Here is a 25,527-nt window from a genome sequence, read left to right on the forward strand (position 1 = left end):
CTACTTCCCATCACTCGAGTTCGCTGTGCTCAAAGGCCATGCGCACGAGTTCGTCGGTGTCCATCGCCAAGATCGCGTCGCTGTCGTCGTCGATGCCGGGCAGCTCGGCCGCTCCGTCGCCGAGATCCAGCAGCAGATCCAGCAGTCCCGCCTGGCGCAGCCGGTCCAGCGGAATGGTGCGCAGCACCTTCCGGACGGCGGTCTCGGCCGGATCGGCGGCGGCATCGGTCGCCGGATCGCTCATCAACTCCGCTGCCAGATACCGCGCCAGCGCGAGCGCGGTGGGGTGATCGAAGACCACTGTCGTCGGCAGACCCACGCCGGTCACCGCCCTGAGCCGGTTACGCAGTTCCACCGCCGTGAGCGAGACCAGGCCGAGGTCGAGCAGCTTGCGGTCGGGGTCGACCGCCGCCGGGTCGCCGTGTCCGAGGATCGCCGCCGCCGCACCGCGGACCAACTCGAGCAGTCGGCGTTCGCGTTCCGGCGCCGCGTATCTGGCCAGCTCGGTGGCCAACGCCGTACGCACCGAGTCGGTGTCGACATCGTCGGCGGCCGCGGCCTCGAGCAGCGCCCGTGCCGCCTCTGGAATCTCGGCGAGCAGCGGGCTGGGCCGGACCGCGGTGAACACCGGCGTGAACAGTTTCCAGTCCAGGTCCGCGACGGTGGACAAGACCTCGTCGCGTTCGACGGCGGCGACCATGGCGACCATCGCCGGGTCCGCCGCCATGTCGCGAATTCCGTGGCGCGCCAAGAGATCTCCCGCTTCCGCAGCCATCCCGCCGGTCCAGCTGCCCCAGGCGATGGCCGTCGCGGTCCTGCCTTGGGCGCGGCGGCGCACGGCCAGTCCGTCCAGGTAGGCGTTGCCCGCGGCGTAGGCGCCGTTCTCCACGCTGCCCCACGAGGCGGCACCGGAGGAGAAGAGCACGAACGCGTCCAGATCGCCGGTGAGCTCGTCGAGGTGCGCGGCGCCGAGCACCTTCGCCGCCTGGGCGGCGGCCAGCTCGGCCACAGTCAGCTCGACCACCGGCCCGCGGTGGTTGACCCCGGCGGCGTGCACCACCGCGGACAGCGGTGCGTCGGCGGGGATGGCCGCGAGCAGCGTGACGAGCTGATCACGGTCGGCCACATCGCACGCGGCAACCGTCACCTCGGCGCCCAGCGCGCGAAGTTCGGAGGTGAGCTCCGCCGCGCCCGGTGCCGCAGGCCCGCGCCGGCTGGTGAGCACGAGGTGGTCGGCGCCGGCACCGGCGGCCCACCGCGCCACGTGCGCACCCAATTCGCCGGTGCCGCCGGTGATCAGCACCGTGCCCCGGGGCCGCCATTCGCGCACCCGCGGCGCATCGGCCAGCGGCGCGCGGACCAACCGACGCCCCAGCACGGCGTCCGCACGGACGGCAAGCTGGTCTTCGCTCGAATCGCGCAGCACCGCCGCGGCGATGGCGGCGGCCCGATCACCGATCTCGTCGCCGCAGTCGAGCAGACCGCCGAAGGCCCGGGGCTGTTCGAGAGCCAGCACGCGGCCCAGTCCCCAGATTTGCGTCTGCTCCGGGGAAACCGGTGGATCCGTGTCGGCTGCGGACACGGCGGCGTGGGTTCCGAGCCACAGGCGCCCGTCCACATTCGCGTCGATCCACGCCTGTGCGACCGTCAGCGCCAGCGCCGGCGCAGCAGAACATTCCGGGCGCCCGGCGTCGTCCTCGGCGACGAGTGCCAGCGCACCCTCGATGTGCTCCAGGCTGCGGAGCCGATCGGCCAAGGCGGCTCGATCGATATCGTCGGGCAGGTCGATCGTCACCAGTCGCGCGCCGCTCGCGGCGAGCGCGTTCACTATCGGAGCGAACGGTTCTCGATCGGCCTCGCCCCGGGCGAGCAGCAGCCAGGTCGACGGAGCTGTCGCGGAGCCGGACAGGTCGATCGGAGACCAGCTCTCCCGGTAGCGCCACGAGTCCACCGTGTGGTCACGCAGGGCTCGGGCACGCCAGTTCGACAGCGCAGCAACGAATTCGGCTGTTTCGACGCGGCCCGCGTCGATGTCCAGCAGCCCGCCGAGCGACGTCAGGTCACCCGCCGCGACGTCCTGCCAGAACGCCGCCGAGACCGGATCGGCGATGTCGGGCGCGATCGAACCCGCCTCCGCAGCAAGCCAATAGCGCTGATGCTGAAAGGCGTAGGTAGGCAGGTCGATCCGGCCACGGACACCGCCGCCGTGATATGCTGACCAATCCACCTGACGACCGTGCACGAACAATGCGGCGGTTGCGGCCAGTACCGCCTCCGCTTCGTCCCGGTCGGCGCGCAGTGCGGGCACGACGATCGATGCCCGATCCGGATCGTCCTCGAGGTTGGACCACACCGGCCCGGTCAAGGTCGCGTCCGGGCCGATCTCCAGGAAACCGTGCACCCCGTGCTCGGCCAATGTCGCGATCCCGTCCGCGAATCGCACGGTCTCCCGCGCGTGCGCCACCCAGTAGCCCGGTGACCGGAACTGCTCGGCCGTCGCCAACGCGCCCGTCCGATTCGACACCACCGGCACCATCGGCTCGGCGAACTCGATCCCCGCGCACACGGTGGCGAACTCGTCCAGCATCGGCTCCATCAGCGCCGAATGGAACGCGTGCGACACCGTCAGCCAGGTCGTCTTTCGGCCTAGTCCGGCGAAGTGTTCCGCGACCTGTTCGACCGCCGACCGGTCGCCGGACACCACCACCGCGTGCGGACCGTTCACCGCCGCCAGACCGGCCGACTCGGAAAGATGCGGCGTCACTTCGTCTTCGGTCGCCTGGATGGCCGCCATCGCACCACCTGCGGGCAACCCCTGCATCAATCCGCCGCGCGCGACCACCAGCCGCGCCGCATCCGCTACCGACAACATTCCGGCGACACACGCGGCCGAAATCTCACCCACCGAGTGACCGATCACGAAATCCGGTGACACACCGAAGGACTCGAAGAGCCGGACCAATGCCAGTTCCACCGCGAGCAACGCGGGCTGAGCGAACTCGGTCCGAGCCAACACCTCCGCATCGCCGTCGAACACGATGTCGCGCAACGACCGTCCCAGCAGCGGATCCAGGTGCCCGCACAGCTCGTCGAAGGCCGCGGCGAACACCGGGAATGCCTCGGACAACTCGCGTCCCATCCCCACCCGCTGGGCACCCTGTCCGGCGAACACGAAGGCCAACTTGCCCGTGCGCTGCGGCCCGCTGACCACTCGCGCCGCCGAACCGCCGTCGACCACCACCGCGAGCCCCTCGGCCAACTCGGCCCGGTCCTGGGCCAGCACCACCGCTCGGTGCTCCAGCGCGGCCCGCGACGACACCAGCGACCACGAAATATCGGCGAGTGCTGGTGCCGGCGAAGCATCCAGGAACGACAACAACCGGGCACACTGCGCCCGCAAGGCCGCCGCCGATCTACCGGACACCACGAACGGCAGTACCAGCGGCGCACCCGCCGGCTCGACGGCCTCGGCCGCATGCTCCGGCGCCTGCTCCAATATCACATGGGCGTTGGTGCCGCTGATCCCGAACGACGACACCCCCGCCCGGCGCACCCGGCCGACCTCCGGCCACGGCCGCGTCTCGGTCACCAGCTCCACCGCACCAGCCGACCAATCCACCTGCGGCGTCGGCGAATCCACATGCAACGTCGCAGGCACCACACCACGGCGCAACGCCTCGACCATCTTGATCACACCGGCCACCCCGGCAGCCGCCTGGGTATGACCGATATTCGACTTGATCGCCCCTAGCAGCAACGGCCGATCCCGATCCTGACCGTAAGTCGCCAGCAACGCCTGCGCCTCAATAGGATCACCCAGCACCGTGCCGGTGCCGTGCGCCTCCACCACATCCACCTCGGCGGCGGTGAGGCCCGCGGCGGTCAGGGCCCGCCAGATGACCCGCTGCTGCGACGGACCGTTGGGAGCCGTCAAACCATTGGATGCGCCATCTTGATTGACGGCGCTGCCGCGCACCACCGCGAGTACCGGGTGGCCGTTGCGTTGCGCGTCGGACAGCCGCTCCAGCAACAGCATGCCGGCGCCCTCGCCGAATACCGTTCCGTCGGCGCTCGCGGCGAACGGGCGGCAGCGCGCCTGCCGGGAAATGCCGTCCTGCCGGGCGAACTCGGCGAAGACGGTCGGCGTAGCCAGCACCGTCACGCCGGCTGCCAACGCGAGCCCGCATTCCCGGCTCCGCAGCGCGTGCACCGCGAGATGCAGACCCACCAGCGCGGACGAGCAGGCGGTATCGAGCGTCACCGCAGGCCCTTCCAGCCCGAACGCGTAGGCCACCCGTCCGGAGACAATGCTCCCCGACGTTCCCGTCCCCAGGAATCCGGCGACCTCCTCGGGGACGGACTGCGCCCCCGCGGCGTAATCGTGGTACATGACGCCGGCGAAAACACCTGTCCGGCTGCCGCGTACCGACAGCGGGTCGATGCCCGCTCGTTCGAAGGCCTCCCACGACAATTCCAGCAGCAGCCGCTGCTGCGGGTCCATCGCCAGCGCCTCGCGCGGCGAGATCCCGAACAGTGCGGGATCGAAATCGCCTGCGCCGTCGATGAATCCGCCGCCATGTCCCTGATCGTCGAGGAACACCGGCCAGCCGCGATCGCGCGGGAACGCCGAGATCGCGTCGGTGCCCTCGGCGACCAGCTGCCACAGCTGTTCCGGCGAGGCGACGCCCCAGGGTAGCGGCAGCTCATCGCCACGATCGCGATCGGCTCCTGCGCCGCCGCTTCCAGCTCCGCAAGTTGCTGCCTGGTCTGTAGCAATTCGGTGGTGGCGCGCCGCAGGTAGGTGCGTAGTTTCTCGTCGCCGTCCATGGCGTTCCCCATCAGACTGTCCCCAGGTTGTCGTCGAGCAGGTCGAACAGTTCGTCGTCGCTCGCGGTGGTGAGGTCGGCGAGCACCGGGCCTGCCTCGTCGGCCGTATCGGTGGCCAGTGCGCGCAGGCGCAGCCGGATCTTCGGATGCTCGACGCCCGCGTTCTGCTGCTGTCGCAGCAGCTCTTCGAGCAGTTCCAGGTGCGCCGCAAGTTCCGCGCTCGCGTCCACGGCCCCGAGCCCCAGTTCCCGGCACAGCTGCTCGGCCAGCGCCATCGCGTTCGGGTGGTCGAAGACGAGCGTGGGCGGCAGCGTGAGACCGGTACGCGCGGCGAGCCGGTTACGCAGATCCACCGCGGCCAGCGAATCGAACCCCAGATCGCGGAACGACAGCTCGGTCTCGACAGCGTCGGAACTCGAATGACCCAGTACCGCAGCCACTTCGGCCACCACCAGCCGAGCCAGGTCGTCGAGCTGTCGTTCGGGAGTCATCCGGGAAAGCCTGCGGGTCAGCGCATCTGAACCCGCGCCGTCGCCCGCCGCGACGCGCCTGCCCGCACCACGCACCACCGCACGCAGCAGCGGCGGCACCGGACCATCGAAGACGGGCAACCGCATCGGCATCAGCACCGCGGCATCGACCGTCGCGGCGGCGTCGAACAGTCGCAGGCCATCCGGGACCGACAGCGAGTCCGCCGAGCTGTCGTGGCCCGTCCGCCACATTCCGGCGTCCCATCGGCCCCATGCCAAGGACAGCGCGGGCAGTCCGGCGGCCACCCGGTGCCGGGCGAGCTCATCGAGAAAGGCATTGGCCGCGGCGTAGTTCGCCTGGCCCGGCGTCTGGAAGACACCGGAGGCCGAGGAGAACAGCACGAATGCCGTCAACGGCATGCCCGCGGTCAGCTCGTGCAGGTGCCACGCGGCATCAACCTTGGGGCGCAACACCTTCGACACCCGTTCCGGTGTCATCGCCGTCACGACGCCGTCGTCCAGCACGCCCGCCGCATGCACGACACCGATCAATGTCTCGCCGTCGAGCAGGTCGCGAACCGACGCTCGGTCGGCCAGATCGCACGCGACGATCCGGACCTCCGCGCCGAGCCCGGCCAGTTCGGCCCGCAGCTCCGCGGCTCCGCGCGCGGCGGCGCCCTGCCTGCTGGTCAGCAGCAACCGGCGCACGCCATGAGCGGTGACCAGATGGCGGGCCACCTCGGTGCCCAGCGCCCCCAGCGCACCGGTGACGAGCACCGTACCGGCGGTGTCCCAACCGAAGCCGGATCGTTCGCCGACGGTGGCCGGGACCAGCCGCGGCACGGTCAGCACACCGGCACGGCCGCGGACCTCCGACTGTCCCGCCGCCAGCGCCGCCGACATCGACTCGCCGGAGACCTCGTCCAGGTCCACCAGGACGAAGCGGCCCGGATGTTCGGCCTGCGCGGAGCGCACGAAGCCCCGCACCGCAGCACAGGTGAGGCTGCCCGCCCGGGTGAGCACGGCCAGCCGCGACCGCCCGAATCGGGCGTCGGCCAGCCAGAGCCGCACGACTTCGGTGATCCTGCCCACGGTTTCGTGGGTATGCGCCACCGGGTCGGCCGCATCGGCAATCGGCACCAGCACCGTTTCCGGTACCGCTTCGATATCGGAAAGCGATGCCACACAACGTACTTCGGCACCGTCCCGGCGCAGTGTGGCGGCCACCGGATCGCGATCGTCGCCGAGCAGCAGCCAGGCGTCGACCCGATCCACCGCACGCGGCTGGGCCTGCTCGGTCCACTCCATGCGATACATCGAGTCGATCGGGGCGACCCGCGGGGTGAGCCGCTCCGTGCTGATCGGACGCACAGCCACGCTGCCGACCGTCGCCACCGGGACTCCGGCGGAATCCGCCAGCTGCACCGCGAATCCGTCGTCGGTCTGGCTGATCCGCACCCGCACGGCCCGAGCCCGGGCCGCATGCAGCGACACCTCCCGCCAGGCGAACGGAACATAGGCCTGATCGGCCTGCGTGGACACCGCGGCGAAGGCGGCGCTGTGCAGCGCGGCATCCAGCAGCGCGGGGTGCAGGATGAACGTGTCGGTCGCGAGCTCGTCGGCGAGTGCGACCTCGGCGAAGATCTCGTCACCACGCCGCCACGCCGCGCGTAAGCCACGGAACGCCGGGCCGTACTCCAGGCCCGCCACCGCCAGGTTCTGGTACAGCTCGGCCACATCCAACGCGGTCGCGTCGACCGGAGGCCATTGCGCGAGCTCGAAGGCGGGCTCCTCGGCGTCGGGCCGGGCCGACGCCGTGGCGTGCAGTGTCCACGCCTCGTCGCCGCGGGCCTCCTCGGGCCGCGAGTACACGGTCACCACCCTGCGGCCGGCCTCGTCGGGCTCACCGACCGATACCCGGAGCTGCACCGCGCCGTCGAGCAGCAGCGGCGCCTCGAGGGTCAGTTCGCCGAGTCGAGGACAACCCACCTGATCCGCGGCCCGGACCACAAGCTCGACAAGAGCCGCCCCGGGCACCAGCACCAGCCCGCCCACCCGGTGGTCGGCGAGCCACGGCTGATCGTCCACCGACAGCCGGCCGGTGAACAGCAGCGCACCGGAATTCGGCAGCGTCACGGCCGCGGACAACACCGGATGACTGGTCGCGGTGGCGCCATGATCCGACGCGTCGGCGAGCCGCACCCTGCCCTGTGGCCAATGCCTGCGATGCTGGAAGGCGTAGGTCGGCAACGATATCGGCCGGATGGTCGCGGGCAACGTCGAGCGCCAGTCGACCGCGCACCCGCGCACCTGAAATTCGGCGAGCGAGGTCAGCAGCCTGCGCATGCCGCCGTCGCCGCGCCGCAGTGTGCCGACCGCGACCAGGTCCGCGTCGAGCTGGCCGATGCCGGACAGCAGCAGCGGGTGCGGGCTGACCTCGACGAAGAAGCGGAACTCGGCCTCGGCCAACGCCCGCAGCGCGGGTTCGAACAGCACTGTCTGCCTGAGGTTTCGGTACCAGTAGCCGGCGCCGAGCTCGCCACCGTCGATCACCGCACCGGTCACCGTGGAGAACATCGGGACGGTGGTCGGCCGCGGTGCGAGCCCGGCCAGCAGATCGGCCAGTTCCGCCTCGAGCGGTTCGACGTGCGCCGAATGCGACGCGTAGTCGATACCGATCCGTCGGGTGCGGATCCCTTGCTCGGCGCAGGCTCGGATCAGCTGCTCCAGACCTGCCGGAGCGCCGGACACCGAGGTCAGCTCGGGGCCGTTCAAACCGCCGATCTCCAGATCGGATTCGAGCGATTCGAGCAAACCCCGGGTCGCGTCGGCCGAGAGCTCCACCGACACCATGCCACTGCGGCCCGACAGCCGATCCGCGATCAGCTTGCTGCGCAGCACCGCAACCCGCGCGGCGTCCGCGAGACTCAGCGCACCGGACACACAGGCGGCAGCCAGTTCGCCCTGGGAGTGTCCGACGACCGCGTCGGGTCGCACACCGTGCGCCCGCCACACCTCGGCCAGCGAGACGAGCATCGCGAACCAGACCGGCTGCAGCACGTCGGTGCGCTCGAGCGGCGGAGCACCCTCGACACCGCGGACCACATCGAGCAGCGACCACCCCGACAAGGCATCCAGTGCCGCAGCGCATTCCGCCATCCGGGCGGCGAACACCGGCGAGTGTTCCAGCAACTCCTGCCCCATGCCCACCCACTGCGATCCTTGGCCGGGAAACACGAAGACGGTCTTACCGGCGCGGGCTCGTCCCGCGCCTCGAACGAGGCCCGGCGACGAACTACCCGACGCCAGATCCACCAGGCCCGAGACGATTTCGGCCCGATCGTCGCCGATGACGACGGCTCGGTAGTCGTGTGCGGCCCGGGTCGTCGCCAGCGCACCGGCGAGATCGGCCAGGTCGACCTCGGCATCGCCGGCCACCAGCGACCGCAGCCGATCCGCCTGGGCGAGTAGCGCTTCCGGCGACCGAGCCGAGATCGGCAGTGCGACGGTCTGCGGCGACGAGTTCGGCGCTGCGGGCGCGGCGTGGACCGGCTGCGTCGCGCTCGCCTGCTCCAGGATGACGTGCGCGTTGGTCCCGCTGAAGCCGAACGACGACACCGCGGCCCGGCGCGGCCGGTCCGACTCGGGCCACGCCTGAGCCTCGGTCAGCAACTCGACCGCACCCGCCGACCAGTCGACGTGCGGTGTCGGTTCGTCCGCGTGCAGGGTGCGCGGCATGATGCCGTGCCGCATCGCCTGCACCATCTTGATGATGCCGCCGACACCGGCCGCCGCCTGGGTGTGGCCGATGTTCGATTTCAGCGAACCGAGCCGCAGCGGCCGGTCCGCCGGACGACCGTTGCCGTAAGTGGCCAGCAGCGCCTGCGCCTCGATCGGATCGCCCAGCGTGGTCCCGGTGCCGTGCGCTTCGACGAGATCGACATCGGCCGTGGACAATCCGGCGTTGGCGAGGGCTTGCCGGATGACGCGCTGCTGGGCGGGTCCGTTCGGTGCGGTCAGCCCGTTGGACGCGCCGTCCTGGTTGGTCGCCGAACCGCGGACCACGGCCAGCACCGGATGACCGTTGCGCTGCGCGTCGGCCAGCCGCTCGACGAGCAGCACCCCGACACCTTCGGACCAGCCGGTGCCGTCGGCGTCCGCCCCGAACGCCTTGCACCGGCCGTCGGCCGCGAGTCCGCCCTGTCGGGCGAATTCGGCGAACGGACCGGGCATGGCCATCACGGTCACACCGCCGGCCAGCGCCATCGTGCACTCGCCTGCGCGCAGCGCCTGGGCGGCCAGATGCAACGCGACCAGCGACGACGAGCAGGCGGTGTCCACGGTGACCGCGGGCCCCTCGAGTCCGAAGGTGTAGGCGATCCGGCCGGATGCCACGCTGGCCGAGCCGCCGGTGGCGAGGTACCCGGCAAGTTCCTCGTCGCCCTGCACCAGTGCCGTGTAGTCGTGGTACATCACGCCGGTGAACACGCCGGTTCGGCTGCCGTGCAGCGTAACTGGATCAATCCCGGCGCTTTCGAATGTCTCCCAGGTGGTTTCGAGCAGCAGCCGCTGCTGCGGGTCCATCGCCAAGGCCTCGCGCGGCGCGATACCGAAGAAACCGGCATCGAAATCGGCTACGTCGTATAGGAATCCTCCGTGTCGGACCGGGCCGAGGCTCTGGTCCATCCGCCACCCACGATCGGTCGGGAACGGCCCGACTGCATCCGCCCCATCGACGACCAGCTGCCACAGCTGCTCGGGCGAGCCGACACCGCCGGGATACCGGCAGGCCATGCCCACGATCGCGATCGGATCGTTCAGCGCGGTTGCGGGCCGGGTCACCGCTTCGCTCGCCGCGCCTCTCAGCAGCACGTCGGACAGCTCGTCGTGTAGATAGCGAGCCAACGGGGGAACTGCCGGATAGTCGAACACCAAGGTCGCCGGGAGGCGCAGTCCGGTCGCCGCGCCGAGCCGGTTGCGGAACTCCACCGAAATCAGCGAGTCGAACCCGAGATCGGCGAAGGCGGCCGACCGGTCGATCGGATGCGTGTTCTCGTGACCGAGCACCGCCGCGGCATGCTCGCGCACGAGGTCGACCAGCGTATCGAGCTTTTCCTCGGGAGATAGACCGGCGAGACCGGCGAGCGCCGGATTCTTGGGTCCGCCAGCGGCGGCCACTCGGCGGGTGCTCGTCGGCACTAGGCCGCGGAGCAGCGCGGGCACGACAGCCTGGGCACGCAGCGCGGCCAGGTCGAGCCGCGCGGGCATGAGCACGATCTCGTCGCGCGCGAGGGTCGCGTCGAACAGCGCTAGACCTTCGGCGTCGGTCAGCGCGGACACGCCGGATCTGGCATGCCAGTCCTTCATCGAGTCGTCAAGCCGGGTACCCATACCGCCGTCCCACAGCCCCAGGCGATCGACTTCGCCACCGCGCCAAGGCCATCGCGGTACTGAGCGAGCGCGTCGAGGGCCGCGTTGGCCGCCGCGTAGTTGCCTTGACCAGCGTTGCCGACCAGGCCCGCGGCCGAGGAGAACAACACGAACGTGGCGAGCTCCGCGGTGCGGGTCAGCTCGTGCAGGTTGACCGCGGCGGCAACCTTCGGACCGAGCACGGTGTCCATCCGCGCGGGTGTCAATGCTGTGATCACGCCGTCGTCGACCACACCGGCGGTGTGCACAACGGCGGTCAGCGGATTCGCCTCGGGGATCGAGGCCAGCACTGCGGCCAGCGCGGCGCGGTCAGCGGCGTCACACGCGAGGATGCGCGCGGTGGCACCGAGTCCCGCCAGCTCTTCCGCGAGTTTCGCAGCGCCGGGTGCAGCGGGACCACGCCTGCTGAGCAGCACGAGATGATCGACACCGTGCTCGCGGGCCAGATGTCTAGCTACGGCCGAGCCGAGCCCGCCGGTTCCGCCGGTGATCAGGACCGTTCCCTTCGGATCGAGCACGACCGGCGCGGCGGCGGCCTCGGGGACCCGAGCCAATCTTGGCAGATAGACAACTCCGGCGCGCATCGCGATCTGCGGCTCATCAGTCTCAGGCACCGCAACGAGGGCATCTGCACTGTCGACGAGACGGAACCGGCCCGGATGCTCCGCCTGTGCGGAGCGCACCAAGCCCCACACCGCGGCCGCGGCCGGATCAATGCCTCGTTCGTCACCGATCACGATCGCGCCGCTGGTCACGATGACAAGCTCCGAGTCATGAAGGCGTTCGTCGGCGAGCCACTGCTGGATCAACGCCAACGTGCGGTGCATTGCCGTGCGAATCGCGCTCGTAAGATCGGCATCTGCCGTTGTGGACGAGATCTCGACGGCGAAGCGAGCCGGTGCGGCGGTCCCTGCGTCGAGATTGTTCGACAGCACCGACAGGTCGGCATTGCGGGCAAGATGCGCCACGGACGCGGCGGAACGAGACCATTCGACGCGGAACAACGAATCGCCCACTCCAGCACGCAATTGTGCACCGACGACCGGGCGCAGTGCGAGCATACCGACGCGGAACACCGGCTCTCCGGCCGGATCATGGGCTGAGATGGTCAAGGTGCCGGTGCCGGACGGGGTGATGCGTACCCGCAGTCGCGTCGCGCCGATGGCGAACAACGACACGCCGGTCCAGGCGAAGGGCAGCCAGGTGCCCTCCACCTCCGTTCCGGTATCGACAGCGGCAACCCCTTGCAATGCCGCGTCGAACAGCACGGGGTGAATCCCGAAATGTCCTTGGATGTTCTGCAATTCGTCATCGATCTCGACCTCGGCGAAGATCTCGCCCGCCCGCAACCACGCGGCGCGGACCGCACGGAAGGCCGGGCCGAAGTCGATTCCGTTCGCCGCAAACCGCGCGTACAGTTCGTCCACCGAGAGGGCAGTGGCCGCACTGGGCGGCCACGCGTCGCCGTCGCGGACGCCCCGCTCGGTCTCCGCAGTCACCAAGCCCGAGGCATTGCGGACCCAGGGCACATCACTATCCCGGCGCGAGTAGATGTTCACTGCCCGACCGCCTGCGTCGTCCGGCGGGTCGATCACCAGCTGCACCTCGACACCGCCGATATCCGGAAGCAGCATCGGCGCCGCCACCGTCAGCTCGGCCACCCGCGGACAACCGATCCGTGCACCCCCGGCCAATGCCAACTCGACCAGCACCGTTCCTGGTACGACAACAGCGCCGGAAACCTGGTGATCGACCAACCAGGCCTGTGTGCTCCGCGTCCACCTACCGGTCATCACTACGGTGTCCGGCTCGGCCAGGGCGATCGTCGTGCGCAGCAGTGGATGACCGTCGGCGAACGCATCGACCGCGGACAGCGGTGCCTGCGGCGGCCAATAGCGGCGATGCTGGAATGGGTAGGTCGGGAGATCGACATGCACGCGTCGGCCTGCTGGGAACAACCCGGTCCAGGCCACGGGCAGCCCGTGGGCATGCAGGCGCGCCAGCGCAGCGAACACTGCGTCGACTTCCGGATCGTTCATGCGCAGTGCGGCCACGGCCACCACGCCGTCGACCGCTGTCTCCTTGGCGAGGGCAGTGAGCGTGCCGTCGGGCCCCAGTTCCAGCAGCGCGGTCACCCCGGACCGCAGCACCGCGCCGATGCCGTCTGCAAAGCGGACGGCATCGCGAGCATGCCGAACCCAATAATCTGGTGTAGCAACCTCTTCCGACGCCACAGCACCGGTCAAGTTCGACACCAGGCCGATCCGTGGACGGCCAAAATCGAGTTCGGCACATACCGCCGCGAACTCGTCGAGCATTGGGTCCATCAACGACGAGTGGAACGCGTGCGATACCCGCAACCGCGACGTCTTGCGACCCGAGTCTCGGAGATGCGCTGCCACGGCCTCGACCGCGGCGGTGCGGCCGGAGAGGACGACCGAGGTGTCGCCGTTGATCGCCGCTATATCGACACCATCGGTCAGCAGCGGTGTCACCTCGACCTCGGCAGCCTGCACGGCCACCATCGCCCCGTTCGCGGGCAGCGCTTGCATCAGGCGGCCGCGCGCCACAACCATCCGGGCCGCGTCCGCGAGGGTCAGCACTCCCGCGACGCAGGCGGCGGTGATCTCCCCCACCGAATGACCCATCACGAATTCCGCTGAAACACCGAATGATTCGAACAACCGAAACAACGCGATCTCCACAGCGAACAACGCGGGCTGCGCGAACTCTGTCCGGTCCAGCACCTCAGTGTCACCATCGAATACCAGATTGCGCAGCGACCGTTCCCACCACCGATCCACGCACGCGCAAACCTCGTCGAAGGCGGCGGCGAATACGGAGAACGCCTCATACAGCTCTCGCCCCATTCCGGCGCGCTGCGATCCTTGGCCTGAAAACAACACGGCCAGACATCCTTCCGGCACGACGGCGGTAGACTCCGCGGTCGCGGCGCGGCGCAGGCCCGCAATCAATTCGGCGCGGTCGCGCCCAAGGACCACGGCACGGTGCTCCAGTACCGCGCTACCGGTCGCCAACGACCATGCCAGATCGGTGAGCGAAACGCCCGGATCGTCCTCCACCCTTACCAACAGCTGCCTGGACCGAGCCCGCAGCGCGTCGGAGGACTTGCCCGACAACACCATCGGTGTCACCGGCAGGTTCGCTGTGCTCGTCGGCTCCACCTCCGGCTCCAACCCCTGCTCTAGCACGACATGGGCGTTGGTCCCGCTGAACCCGAAGGCCGACACGCCGGCTCGACGCGGGCGTCCGTGCTCCGGCCATTGGCGCGTCTCAGTCACCAATTCCACTGCGCCCGAGGACCAGTCGACGTGTGGCGTCGGCTCGTCCACGTGCAGGGTCGCGGGCAGCGTCGCATGACGCATCGCCTGGACCATCTTGATGATGCCCGCGACGCCCGCGGCAGCCTGCGTGTGTCCGATATTCGACTTGATCGAGCCGAGCGCCAGTGGATGCGAGCGTTCTCGGCCATAGGTGGCCAGCAGCGCTTGGGCTTCGATCGGATCGCCGAGCGTGGTCCCGGTGCCATGCGCCTCGACGGCATCCACGTCGGTGGCACGCAGCCCGGCGTTTGCCAATGCCTGCTGGATAACCCGCTGCTGCGACGCGCCATTCGGTGCAGTCAACCCATTGGACGCACCATCCGAGTTCACCGCTGTCCCTCGCACCAGCGCAAGCACGGGATGGCCGTGCCGCCGTGCGTCCGAAAGCCGTTCCAGCAATAGCAATCCGACACCTTCGGACCAGCCGGTGCCGTCCGCGCTCGCCGCGAACGCCTTGCATCGACCGTCGGGCGCCAATCCCTTCAGCCTGCTGAACCCGATGAATGACGTCGGCGTAGACAGCACCGCCGCGGCGCCGGCGAGCGCGAGCGAGCAGTCGTTGTTACGCAAGGCCTGCGTCGCAAGATGTAGCGCGACCAGGGCCGACGAGCACGCCGTGTCCACCGTGACCGCCGGGCCTTCCAGCCCGAATGTGTAGGCGACCCGACCAGAGGCCATGCTTGGGGCGGAACCCGCGCCCACGTGTGCCGACAGTTCGTCCGACCCCGCAGGGAACAAGTCGGCGTAGCCAGTGTACATCGTGCCAGCGAAAACCCCGGTCTTGCTGCCGCGCAGCGAAGACGGATCGATGCCTGCGCGCTCGAATGCCTCCCATGCGGTCTCCAGCAGCAGTCGCTGCTGCGGGTCCATCGCAATCGCTTCGCGCGGGGAGACGCCGAACAGGGCCGGATCGAAATCGGCCACCTCGTCGAGAAAACCGCCCTCGTTGGTATAGCTGGTGTTCGGCCGGATCCCGGTCGGGTCGTAGAGCGCCTCGAGGTCCCAGCCGCGGTCCACCGGGAACTCCGTGATGACGTCGCGCCCTGAAGCCACCAGTTCCCATAGGTCTTCCGGCGACCGCACGCCACCGGGGAAGCGACAACTCATCGCCACGATGGCGATAGGCTCATCGATCGGCCCCGCGGCGAGGGGTAACGATGCCGTCGTTACGGCCCGATCGAGCACCGTGTCCAGCAGGAACTCGGCGAGCACAGTCGGCGTCGGATGGTCGAACACAAGCGTGGACGGCAGCCGCAACTCTGTCACCGAGCTGAGCCGGTTCCGTAGCTCGACCGCGGTGAGCGAATCGAATCCGAGCTCGGCGAATGGGCGGCCCGGATCAATCGCGGCAGCGCCGCGGTGTCCGAGCACTGCCGCGACTTGGGTGCGGACCAGGTCCACGACCAGTCGCCGCTGCTCCGCCGCGGTCGCACCCGAGAGCTCCGAAGCGAAACCGATTGCAGCGGAGGATGCCTCGGCGTCGATGAGGGTGCGCAGGAGCGCCGGCGGAGTTTCCGACCGCATCGCCGCGAGATCGAGTCGCATTGGCAGCAGAACCGCGTCGTCGGCATTCGTAGTTAGGTCGAACAGGGTCGTGCCGAGCGATGCCGAGATCGGCAGAACACCGGCCCGCCGCAGCCGCCGCGCGCTCGTTTCATCGAGACCCGCCGCCATGCCGCCGCCCGCCCACTGGCCCCACCCCAGCGCCGACGCGGGCATTCCCTGCGCGCGCCGCCACCGAGCAAACGCATTCATGAATGCATTGGCGGCGGCGTAGTTGCCCTGTCCCGCACCGCCGAAAGTACCTGCAGCCGAGGAGAACAGCACGAAAGCTTCGAGGTCGAGCGCGGCGGTGAGTTCGTGGAGGTGGAACGTGGCATCGACCTTCGGGCGCAAGACGGCATCCAACCGCTGCGGGGTCAATGCGGACAGCACACCGTCGTCGAGCACACCCGCGGTGTGCACGACCGCTACAAGTGGGTGTCGCGCAGGCACCCCGTTGATGAGCGCAGCAAGCGCGGTCCGATCGGTGACATCGCATCGCGCCGAGGTCACCTCGGCACCGAGATCGGCCAGCTCGGCAAGTACCTCGTCGGCCACGCCACCACGACTCACTAGAATCAGGTGACGGACACCGTGTTCCACCACCACATGCCGGGCGATCACAGTGGCCAGTGCGCCGGACGCGCCGGTGATCAGCACGCTGCCCTGCCGGTTCCAGGAGGTACGGGCCTCCGCGGGCAACTCGGCCCGCATCAACCGCGGCACCCGAATTTCGCCACCGCGCACGGATAGCTCCGGCTCGTCCGTCTGTGCGAGCGCCGCGATCAAGGCTGAGCTGGGCTGCGCGTCGAGGTCGACCAACAGCAATCGGTCCGGAAACTCGGCCCGCGCCGCACGAACGAGGCCCCAGATCGCAGCGTCGACGAGGTCGACCGGGTCGTCGTCGCCCGCCGCACCGCGCGTCAGGAAAGCGATTCTAGTCGTCGTCAGTCGGTCGTCGGTCAGCAAGGACTGGAGATCGTCGAGGGCGCGTGCGGTTGCCGCGCGGGTTGCCGAAGGCACGTCCGCGTGCGAGTGGTCCGGGAGATACGGCAGCACGATCAGCTCGGGCGACGGCTCGCCGGCCTTGAGCGCGGCATGGAACGCTGCTCGGTCGTCGTACCGGCAGAATGGAAGATTTTGTGCTGGGCCGATACTCACCCAACGGGACGTCTCGTTGGGCGGCACGGGTAGATCGGTGACGACCCACCCGACGCGGAAGATCGCGTCGCGCGCGCTCGCCGGTGGCCCGCTCGGCCCCCGTCGCATGCCTAGCAGCGGATGGACGGTATCCGTCGATGATCGCTCGGGCCAGAAGCGAGTGCGTTGGAACGCGTAGGTCGGCAGGTTCGGGTGCTGCCGCATGTCGCTCGGCAGCACCTCGGTCCAGTCGAGCGGTACGCCGTGCGTCCAAGCCTGTGCGAGTACGGTCAGCAAGCGGTCGCGGCCGCCGTCGTCGCGGTGCAACGTGCCCACGGCCACCGCGGTGACCTCGGCACGATCGATGCTCTGCTCGATCGCTGGGATCAGCACTGGGTGCGAACTCACCTCGAGCAGCACCCGGACGTCCTGCGCGAGCAATGCCCCGATCACCGATGCGAATCGCACCGGCTTGCGCAGGTTCTCGATCCAATAGGCGGCGTGGAGTTCGGAGCCGTCCATCGGTGCGTTCCACACGGTCGAATACAAGGGAACCCGGCCGCGCCGCGGACTGATTCCGCTCAGAACCTCGAGCAGTTCGCCTGCCACGTCATCGACCTGCGCGGAATGCGACGCGTAATCGACGTCGATCCGCCGCGCCCGTACCTGCACTGCAGCACAGTCGGCCACCAGCTCGTCGAGCGCCGAGACCTCGCCGGAAATCACCACGCTCTCAGGGCCATTCATTGCCGCGATGGACACGCGCGCACCGAAGCGGACGATCAGCGCTTCGACTCGCTCCGATGGCAACGCGATCGACACCATGCCGCCATGGCCTGCGAGCCGCTGCGCGATGACCCGACTACGGGCCACCACCACCTTCGCCGCATCCGCAAGACTCAACGCGCCCGCCACGCACGCCGCTGCAATCTCACCTTGTGAATGACCAACCACCACATCCGGTGTCACACCACACGATTCCCACACCGCAGCCAACGACACCATCACCGCAAACGACACCGGCTGAACAACATCCACCCGATCGAGCAGCTCCTGCGGCCCCGCCACAAAATCCAGCAAAGACCACCCGGTCAACGGATCCATCACCGCAGCACACTCAGCCAACCGAGTGGCAAAAACAGAGTCCGACACCAACAACTCACGACCCATACCCACCCACTGGGCACCCTGACCAGGAAACACAAACGCCACCCTGCCGTTTACCCGGCTGCCGGTCAGCCCGGGCGCACCGGCCGCCACATCGGTGAGCCCACGGATCAGATCGTCTACGGCACCGGCCAGCACGACCGCGCGGTGATCCAGCGCCGCGCGCCCCCTTAGCAGCGCCCCGGCGATCTCCGCGAGCGCGACATCCCCCGTCGCACCCAGGAAATCGACAAGCCGCGCAGCCTGCTCTGACAATGCCGCAGGCGTCCGGCCCGATATGACGAACGGCAGCACCGACCCCGACGGGCCAGCAGTTTCGACCGGACGGTCGTCGTGCGGCGGCTGTTCGATGATGACGTGGGCGTTGGTACCAGTCACCGAGAACGACGACACCCCGGCCCGGCGCACCCGGCCCGTTTCCGGCCACGGCTCAGCCTCGACCGCCAGCCGCGCGACGCCCGCCGACCAGTCGATATGTGGGCTCGGCGCATCGATGTGCAGCGTCTTAGGCACCACGCCATGGCGCATCGCCTCGATCATCTTGATGACGCCAGCCATGCCTGCGGCGGCCTGTGTGTGACCGATATTCGATTTGATCGATCCGAGTAGCAGTGGGCGCGCCGGATCCCGGTCGCGGCCGTAGGTGGCGATCAGGGCCTGGGCTTCGATCGGGTCGCCGAGGACCGTGCCGGTGCCATGTGCCTCGACGACGTCGATGTCATCGGTGCTCAGCCCAGCGTTGCGGAGCGCCTGACGGATAACCCGCTGTTGCGCGGGGCCGTTGGGCGCGGTGAGCCCGTTCGAGGTGCCGTCCTGATTGATCGCGGAACCACGGACGACCGCGAGCACTGGATGGCCGTTGCGACGCGCGTCCGACAGGCGTTCCACCAGAACGAGTCCCACGCCTTCAGACCAGCTCGCACCATCGGCGGCAGCGGCGAAGGATTTGCAGCGCCCATCCGGTGCCAGGCCACGCTGCTTGCTGAATTCGATGAACGATCCCGGCGTCGACATGACCGCGACACCACCGGCCACCGCCAGCGAACAGTCCCCGGCGCGCACCGCCTGTGCTGCGAGATGCAGCGCCACCAGTGCTGACGAGCAGGCTGTATCGATCGTGACCGCGGGACCTTCGAGCCCAAAGGTGTAGGAGATGCGGCCGGAGGCCACGCCGCCGGAACTACCCATGCCGACATAGCCGATGAGGTCGTCGGCGGCACCGCCGAGCCCGGCCGCGTAGTCGTGGTACATCACCCCGGCAAAGACACCGGTCCGGCTGCCCCGCAACGACAACGGGTCGGTACCCGCCCGTTCGAACAGCTCCCATGTTGTCTCGAGCAGCAACCGTTGCTGCGGGTCCATCGCTAGCGCTTCACGCGGCGCTATCCCGAACATATCGGCGTCGAAATCCGCTGCATCGGGCAGGAATCCGCCCTCGCGGACGTAGCATGTGCCGTGCTGATCGGGGTCTGGGTCATACAGGGCTTCGAGATCCCAGCCCCGGTCGGTGGGAAAATCGGAGATCGCGTCGACGCCCTCGGCGACCACGCGCCAGAGCGCGTCGGCATCACCGATGCCACCCGGATAGCGGCAGGCGACCGCGACAATCACGATCGGATCATCGTAGTCGGATGCCAGAGCTATCGGCGGCTGCGCGGCACCTGGGTCGACGCCTGAAAGCTGAGCTTGGAGGTGCGCGACCAGTGTTTCTGTATTGGGATAGTCGAAGACCAGCGTCGCGGGCAGCCGGAGCCCGGTTGCGGCGTTGAGCCGGTTGCGTAGTTCGATCGCGGTGAGCGAGTCGAAACCCAACTCGACGAAGGTGCGTCGTGGCTCCAGTGCCTGGGCGGATGTGTAGCCGAGTACCGCCGCGACCTGGGCATGCAGGATGTCCAGCAACGCCTTCGCAAGTTCCCGCTCGGGCAGTGCCGCCAATCGTCCGGCGGACGCGTCGCTCGTCGCGACCTCTCTCCGACGCGCGGGTATGCGCACCAATCCCCGTAAAACAGCTGGCACCCAACCTGATTCGGCGGCACTGGCGCGCAGCTGGGGCAGGTTGAGTCCGATCGGGGCGACCGCGGCGTCGGCGCTCGCGATCGCCTGGTCGAACAGAGCCAGACCGTCGGCGACCGACAGCGGGACCACACCGCCACGCTCGCCACGTTCCCGATCGGCCTCCGACAGGCGGCCGGTCATCCCGCTCGGCTGCGCCCACATCCCCCACGCCAGCGCGGACGCGGCCAAACCCGCCACCCGACGCCGTTGCGCCAGGGCGTCCAGGAAGCAGTTCGCCGCAGCATAATTGGCTTGGCCGGGGCTGCCGAGCACACCCGCCGCGGAGGAGAACAACACGAATGCCGACAACGGCAGGTCCTTGGTCACCTCGTGCAGTACCAGTGCGGCATCCACCTTCGGCCAGAGCACCGCGTCGATCCGGACAGGGGTGAGCGCGGTAACGATGCCGTCATCGAGGACGCCCGCCGCGTGCACCACTGCCGTCAGCGGATGTTCGGCCGGGATCGCCGCAACCATGGCAGCCACCGCGGCGCGGTCGGCGATATCGCACCCCACCACCGTCACCTGCGCGCCGAGCTCGCTCAGCTCGGTGGAGAGGTCGCCGACCGAGCCGCTGCGACTCGCCAACAGCACGCGCCGGACCCCGTGCTCGACGACAAGATGCCTGGCGATCACCCCGCCGAGAGTGCCGCCCGCACCGGTGATCAGGACCGTGCCGGTGCCGAAATCCGGTTCGGCCGAACTCTCCTCGTCAGCGATGCGGTCAAGTCGTGGTGTTAGCAGTCGATCGCCGCGCACGGCCGCCTGCGAGTGCTCCACCGCGGCACGGGCCGCGGCGATCCCGCTGGCGGTGTCGCCGTCGATATCCAGCAGCACGATCCTGTCGGGGTGTTCCGACTGCGCCGATCGCACCAGGCCCCACACGGCGGCGTGTGCGAGGTCACCTGGAGCTTCGTCAGCGGTGACCGCGACCGCGCCGCGAGTCGCGACAACCAGCCGCGCGGCGGCAAATCGGTCATCAACGAGCCACGACTGGACCAATGCCAGCGCGTCGTGGGTCGCCCGATGAACGTGACCGGCGTCCGCGTCGCCCCTGGTAGCCAACAGCGCGACAACAAGATCGGGCAATTCGAAGCCGTCGTCCAGCGCCGCCGCTAGCGCTGCTACGTCGGCGAACGCGACGCAGCCTGCCGTCGCCGGACCGATACCCAGGACGACCAGAGGAACCGTCGAGGGCGCAGGCGGCGCGGTGACTGGATGCCAACCGACCCGATACAGCGCAGCGGACTGTCCGGGCGAGGAAAGGCTCGCCATTCCGATCGCACGAACCGCGAGCGATTCAGCGGTCATCACCGGGCGCCCCAGGCCATCACAGGCCAGCACCGACACCGCGTCGGTGCCGATCGCGGTCAGTCGCACCCGTAGGGTGGTGGCACCGGTCGCGTGCAACGTCACCGCCCGCCACGAGAACGGGAGTTTGCCCTCGGTTGCCGTGTTCCATCCCGGCAACAGCGACGACGCGTGCAGCGCTGCGTCAAGCAGCGCCGGATGCACGCCGAACCGCTCCGCCTCGGACGCGATGTGCTCGGGGAGTGCGACTTCGGCGAATACCTCGTCGCCACGCAGCCACGCCGCGCGCACCCCTTGGAAGGCCGCTCCGTAGTCGAAACCAGCTGCTGCCGTGCGCTCGTAGAGGTCCGAGACGTCGGCAGGGTCTGCGCCCGACGGCGGCCATTCGGTCAGCTCCACATCGGCGCGCACACCAGCGGTGCACAGCACACCGGTCGCATTCCGGACCCACGACTCGTCATCCAGGTGCCCGAGCCGGGAATGGACCGAAAATGTTCGGCGGCCCGAAGTATCCGCCGAGCCCACCTCCAGCTGTACCGCGACGCCACCGTCGGGGGCAGCATCAGTGGCGCCTCGAGCGTCAGCTCCTCGATCCGGTCGCAACCGAGCTGATCGCCCGCGCGCCAAGCCAGCTCGACCAGTCCTGTGCCGGGGACCAGCACGGTGTCCGATACCGCATGGTCGGCGAGCCAAGGATGGGTCGCCACCGAGAGCCGTCCAGTGAACAGTAGTCCGCCGGAATCGGCAAGGACAACCGCCGCGCCGAGCATCGGATGTTCCGCCGAACGCAGGCCCGCCGAGGTGACGTCACCGATGCCCGTAGTCATCTCCAGCCAGAACCGCTGCTGTTCGAACGCATACGTGGGCAGGTCGACTCGTGCGCTCGGCCGACCGTCGAGAATCGGATGCCAATCCACGGCCAGTCCGTTGGCCCACGCTTGCGCCAGCGACTGCATCATCCGACGCTGACCACCCGCGTCCCGCTGCAATGTCTGGAGGGCGACAGCGGGCGCCTCGCTCGCATCGATCGCCTGCTCGATCGCTGGCAAAAGGATCGGATGCGAACTCACCTCGATGAACGTCCGGTACCCGTCGCCCAGTAGCGCTTCAATCGCGGGCAAGAATCGGACCGGCTCACGTAGATTCTCAAGCCAATATGCGGCGTCCAGCTCTGCGCCGTCGACCGGCCGACTGCGCACGGTCGAATACAACGGTGTTCGAACCTGCCGCGGGGTGATCGCGGCGAGCGCTTCCAGCAACTCGAACGAGACCGAGTCCACCTGCGCTGAATGCGATGCGTAGTCTACATCGATTGTCCGCGCGCGCACACCGTTGGCATCGCACTCGGAGACGATCTCATCGAGCGCACTACGCTCCCCCGAGATCACTGTGGCAGCAGACCCGTTCACGGCCGCGACCGACACCCGGTTGCCAAAACCTGTGATCAGCTCGGCTACCCGGTCCAGTGGCAGCGCCACCGACACCATGCCACCACGACCGGCGAGCCGCTCGGCGATCACTTGACTGCGCCGCACCACCACCTGCACCGCATCCGTAAGACTGAGCGCACCCGCCACATACGCGGCAGCGATCTCACCCTGCGAATGACCAACCACCACGTCCGGCGTCACACCGAACGATTCCCACACCGCCGCCAACGACACCATCACCGCAAACGACACCGGCTGAACAACATCAACCCGATCCAGCAGCCGATCCTGTCGGCCGGCAATCACATCCAGCAGCGACCACCCAGTAGCGGGATCCATCACCGCGGCGCACTCGCGCACCCTAGCAGCGAAAACCACACTGGTCTCCAGCAGCTCACGGCCCATCCCGGCCCACTGTGCGCCTTGTCCAGGGAACACAAAAGCCACCCTGTCGCCCAGCGCCTCACCGACCACAACGCCTGTGGGTGTATCCCCCATGGCTAGCGCGTCCAGCCCACGGACGAATTCGTCACGATCGGCGGCGACCACCACTCCGCGGTGCTCGAGTGCCGCACGTGCGGTCACCAACGCCGAGGCGACATCGGCCAAGGCCGCGTCTGGGTTCGCTCGGGTGTATTCGCGCAGCCGCTCCGCTTGCGCACGCAGTCCCGACGCGCTCCTCGACGACAGCACCCACGCGAGCGGGCGATCGTCGAGCAAGCCTGTCGAGTCGGTGCGGCCCGCGGCCGGTTCTTCGCCTTCTGGCTCGTGCGCCCGCCCCGGAAGCGCCTGCTCCACAATGACGTGGGCATTCGTTCCGGATACGCCGAAGGACGACACAGCTGCCCGGCGCGGCCGATCCACTCGAGGCCACGGCCGCAGCTCAGTGACGAGCTCTACCGCACCGGACGACCAATCCACCTGCGGGCTTGGCTCATCCACGTGGAGCGTAGCGGGCACGACCCCGTGCCGCATCGCCTCGATCATCTTGATCAAACCGGCGATGCCCGATGCCGCCTGTGTGTGTGCGATGTTCGACTTTATCGAACCCAGCAACAGCGGCCGGTCTACGGGACGGTCCTGACCGTAAGTTGCCAGCAGTGCCTGAGCCTCGATCGGGTCACCGAGCACTGTGCCGGTGCCGTGCGCCTCCACCACATCCACGTCCGCGGCGGTCAACCCGGCATTCACCAATGCCTGCCGAATCACTCGCTGCTGCGATGGACCGTTCGGCGCGGTCAAGCCGTTGGACGCCCCGTCCTGGTTTACTGCCGTGCCACGGACGACTGCCAGCACCGGATGCCCATTGCGCTGCGCATCCGACAATCGCTCCAGCAGCACCAGACCCGCACCCTCACCCCACCCGGTGCCGTCGGCGGCTGCCGAAAATGACTTGCACCGGCCGTCGGTGGCACCGCCACCTTGCCGCGACATGGTGACAAAAGCTGCCGGGGTCGCCATCACGGTGACCCCGCCCGCGACTGCCATCGAGCATTCGCCGGACCGCAACGACCGCACCGCGAGATGCAGGGCCACCAGTGACGAAGAGCAGGCCGTATCGAGGGTGATCGCGGGCCCTTCCAGGCCGAAGCAGTACGACACGCGTCCCGACGCAACGCTTCCGGCGACCGCGGTCGCAAAATGGCCCTCGAGTTCAGCAGGCAGAGCAGTCTTCGAGGCGTAGTCGTGGTACATCACGCCGGCGAAGACCCCGGTCCGGCTACCGCGCAACGACTGCGGGTCTAACCCTGCTCGCTCGAAAACTTCCCACGACAACTCCAAGAGCAAGCGCTGTTGCGGATCCATCGCCAAGGCCTCACGCGGGGAGATCCCGAACAGCAAGGGGTCGAAGTCGCCGGCATTGTGAAGGAACGCTCCATGCTTTGTCGACGATGTTCCCGCGCGGCCGGAGTTCGTATCGAACAGGGTCTCTACGTCCCAGCCACGGTCGGTGGGGAACTCCGAAACCGCATCCCTGCCTTGGGCCGCGAGGTCCCATAACCGCTCGGGCGTATCTGCACCGCCCGGGTAGCGGCAGGACATACCGACGATCGCGATGGGTTCGCGCTCAATCTTCTCTAGGTCGTCTATCTGACGATGCGCTTGTCGCAGGTCCGTCGTCATCCGGCGGAGGTATTCGACAAGCTTTGCTTCGTCCGCCAACGGGGGCCCCTTTTCACGCTAAACCGGGTACAGGCTCACCAGGGCACAGATCAGCACACCGGCGATAATGAAATATAAGCGCGACTTGCCCCCTAGAGCCAACCCCTAACACGCCCCTTAACCCAAGCCCGGAAACAACACTTAAATTCACTTGAAGGAGAATAGGAGCATTCGGGACGCTAGGCGTTTCACACGGCGTCAAGGACCACCCTGCAGTGTGCTCCAGATCGCCCGCTTTACATGCTCGCCAGCCGTTAGCTACAGACGGGCCGTTGGCAGCAATCCACCAAAACAGATGAATTTGCGTGCAGGTTCAGGCGCTGCAAATATCTGGCTACCGCCAATCCGACACCGCTCGGCACAGAATGGATCTTGACCATCGATACCGAGATAATACCGTTTTGATCGCGATCCGGAATGGCAATCAGCAGAAAGCCAATTCATCGATCGGATACACCAAAGGTCACCATGTAAGCAGCCGAACTTAACCCTCAAGCTACTGGTGCCGAAGTCGGCCGTAGAACCCGCACGAACCCAAATCCTAAGCAGGTATTACACACCGCATCAACAGCGATCAATCTCGTTCGCCATTGTGGGGATTCTGCGACCGGTTGATTGAGCGGCAGCACCTTCCCGGCATAGATGCAA

At 68.4% G+C, this 25,527-nt stretch carries 3 protein-coding genes and 1 pseudogene; all 4 read right to left on the bottom strand.

Annotation, left to right across the window (positions count from 1 at the left end; translation table 11 throughout):
* Positions 1–10: 10 nt before the first annotated feature.
* A pseudogene (locus BTZ20_RS28305) lies at positions 11–4,842 on the bottom strand (type I polyketide synthase).
* Positions 4,839–10,688 carry a type I polyketide synthase gene (locus BTZ20_RS17490; protein WP_145982336.1) on the bottom strand — a complete coding sequence of 1,950 codons (5,850 nt, stop codon included), beginning with the start codon at positions 10,686–10,688 and terminating at the stop codon, positions 4,839–4,841. The pseudogene BTZ20_RS28305 and the gene BTZ20_RS17490 overlap by 4 nt, the downstream one beginning before the upstream one ends.
* Positions 10,661–21,697, bottom strand: a complete 11,037-nt coding sequence (locus BTZ20_RS17505; RefSeq protein WP_411269080.1) for an SDR family NAD(P)-dependent oxidoreductase — start codon at positions 21,695–21,697, stop codon at positions 10,661–10,663. Before BTZ20_RS17505 ends, BTZ20_RS17490 begins: the two co-directional genes overlap by 28 nt.
* On the bottom strand, positions 21,676–24,879 hold the full coding sequence (locus BTZ20_RS29185; RefSeq protein ID WP_077042237.1) for a type I polyketide synthase: 3,204 nt from the start codon (positions 24,877–24,879) through the stop codon (positions 21,676–21,678). The genes BTZ20_RS17505 and BTZ20_RS29185 overlap by 22 nt, the downstream gene beginning before the upstream one ends.
* Between the last annotated feature and the right edge of the window lie 648 nt (positions 24,880–25,527).

It is taken from the genome of Rhodococcus sp. MTM3W5.2 (genome assembly GCF_001984015.1).
In the GTDB taxonomy this organism is placed as follows: Bacteria; Actinomycetota; Actinomycetes; order Mycobacteriales; family Mycobacteriaceae; genus Rhodococcus_G; species Rhodococcus_G oryzae.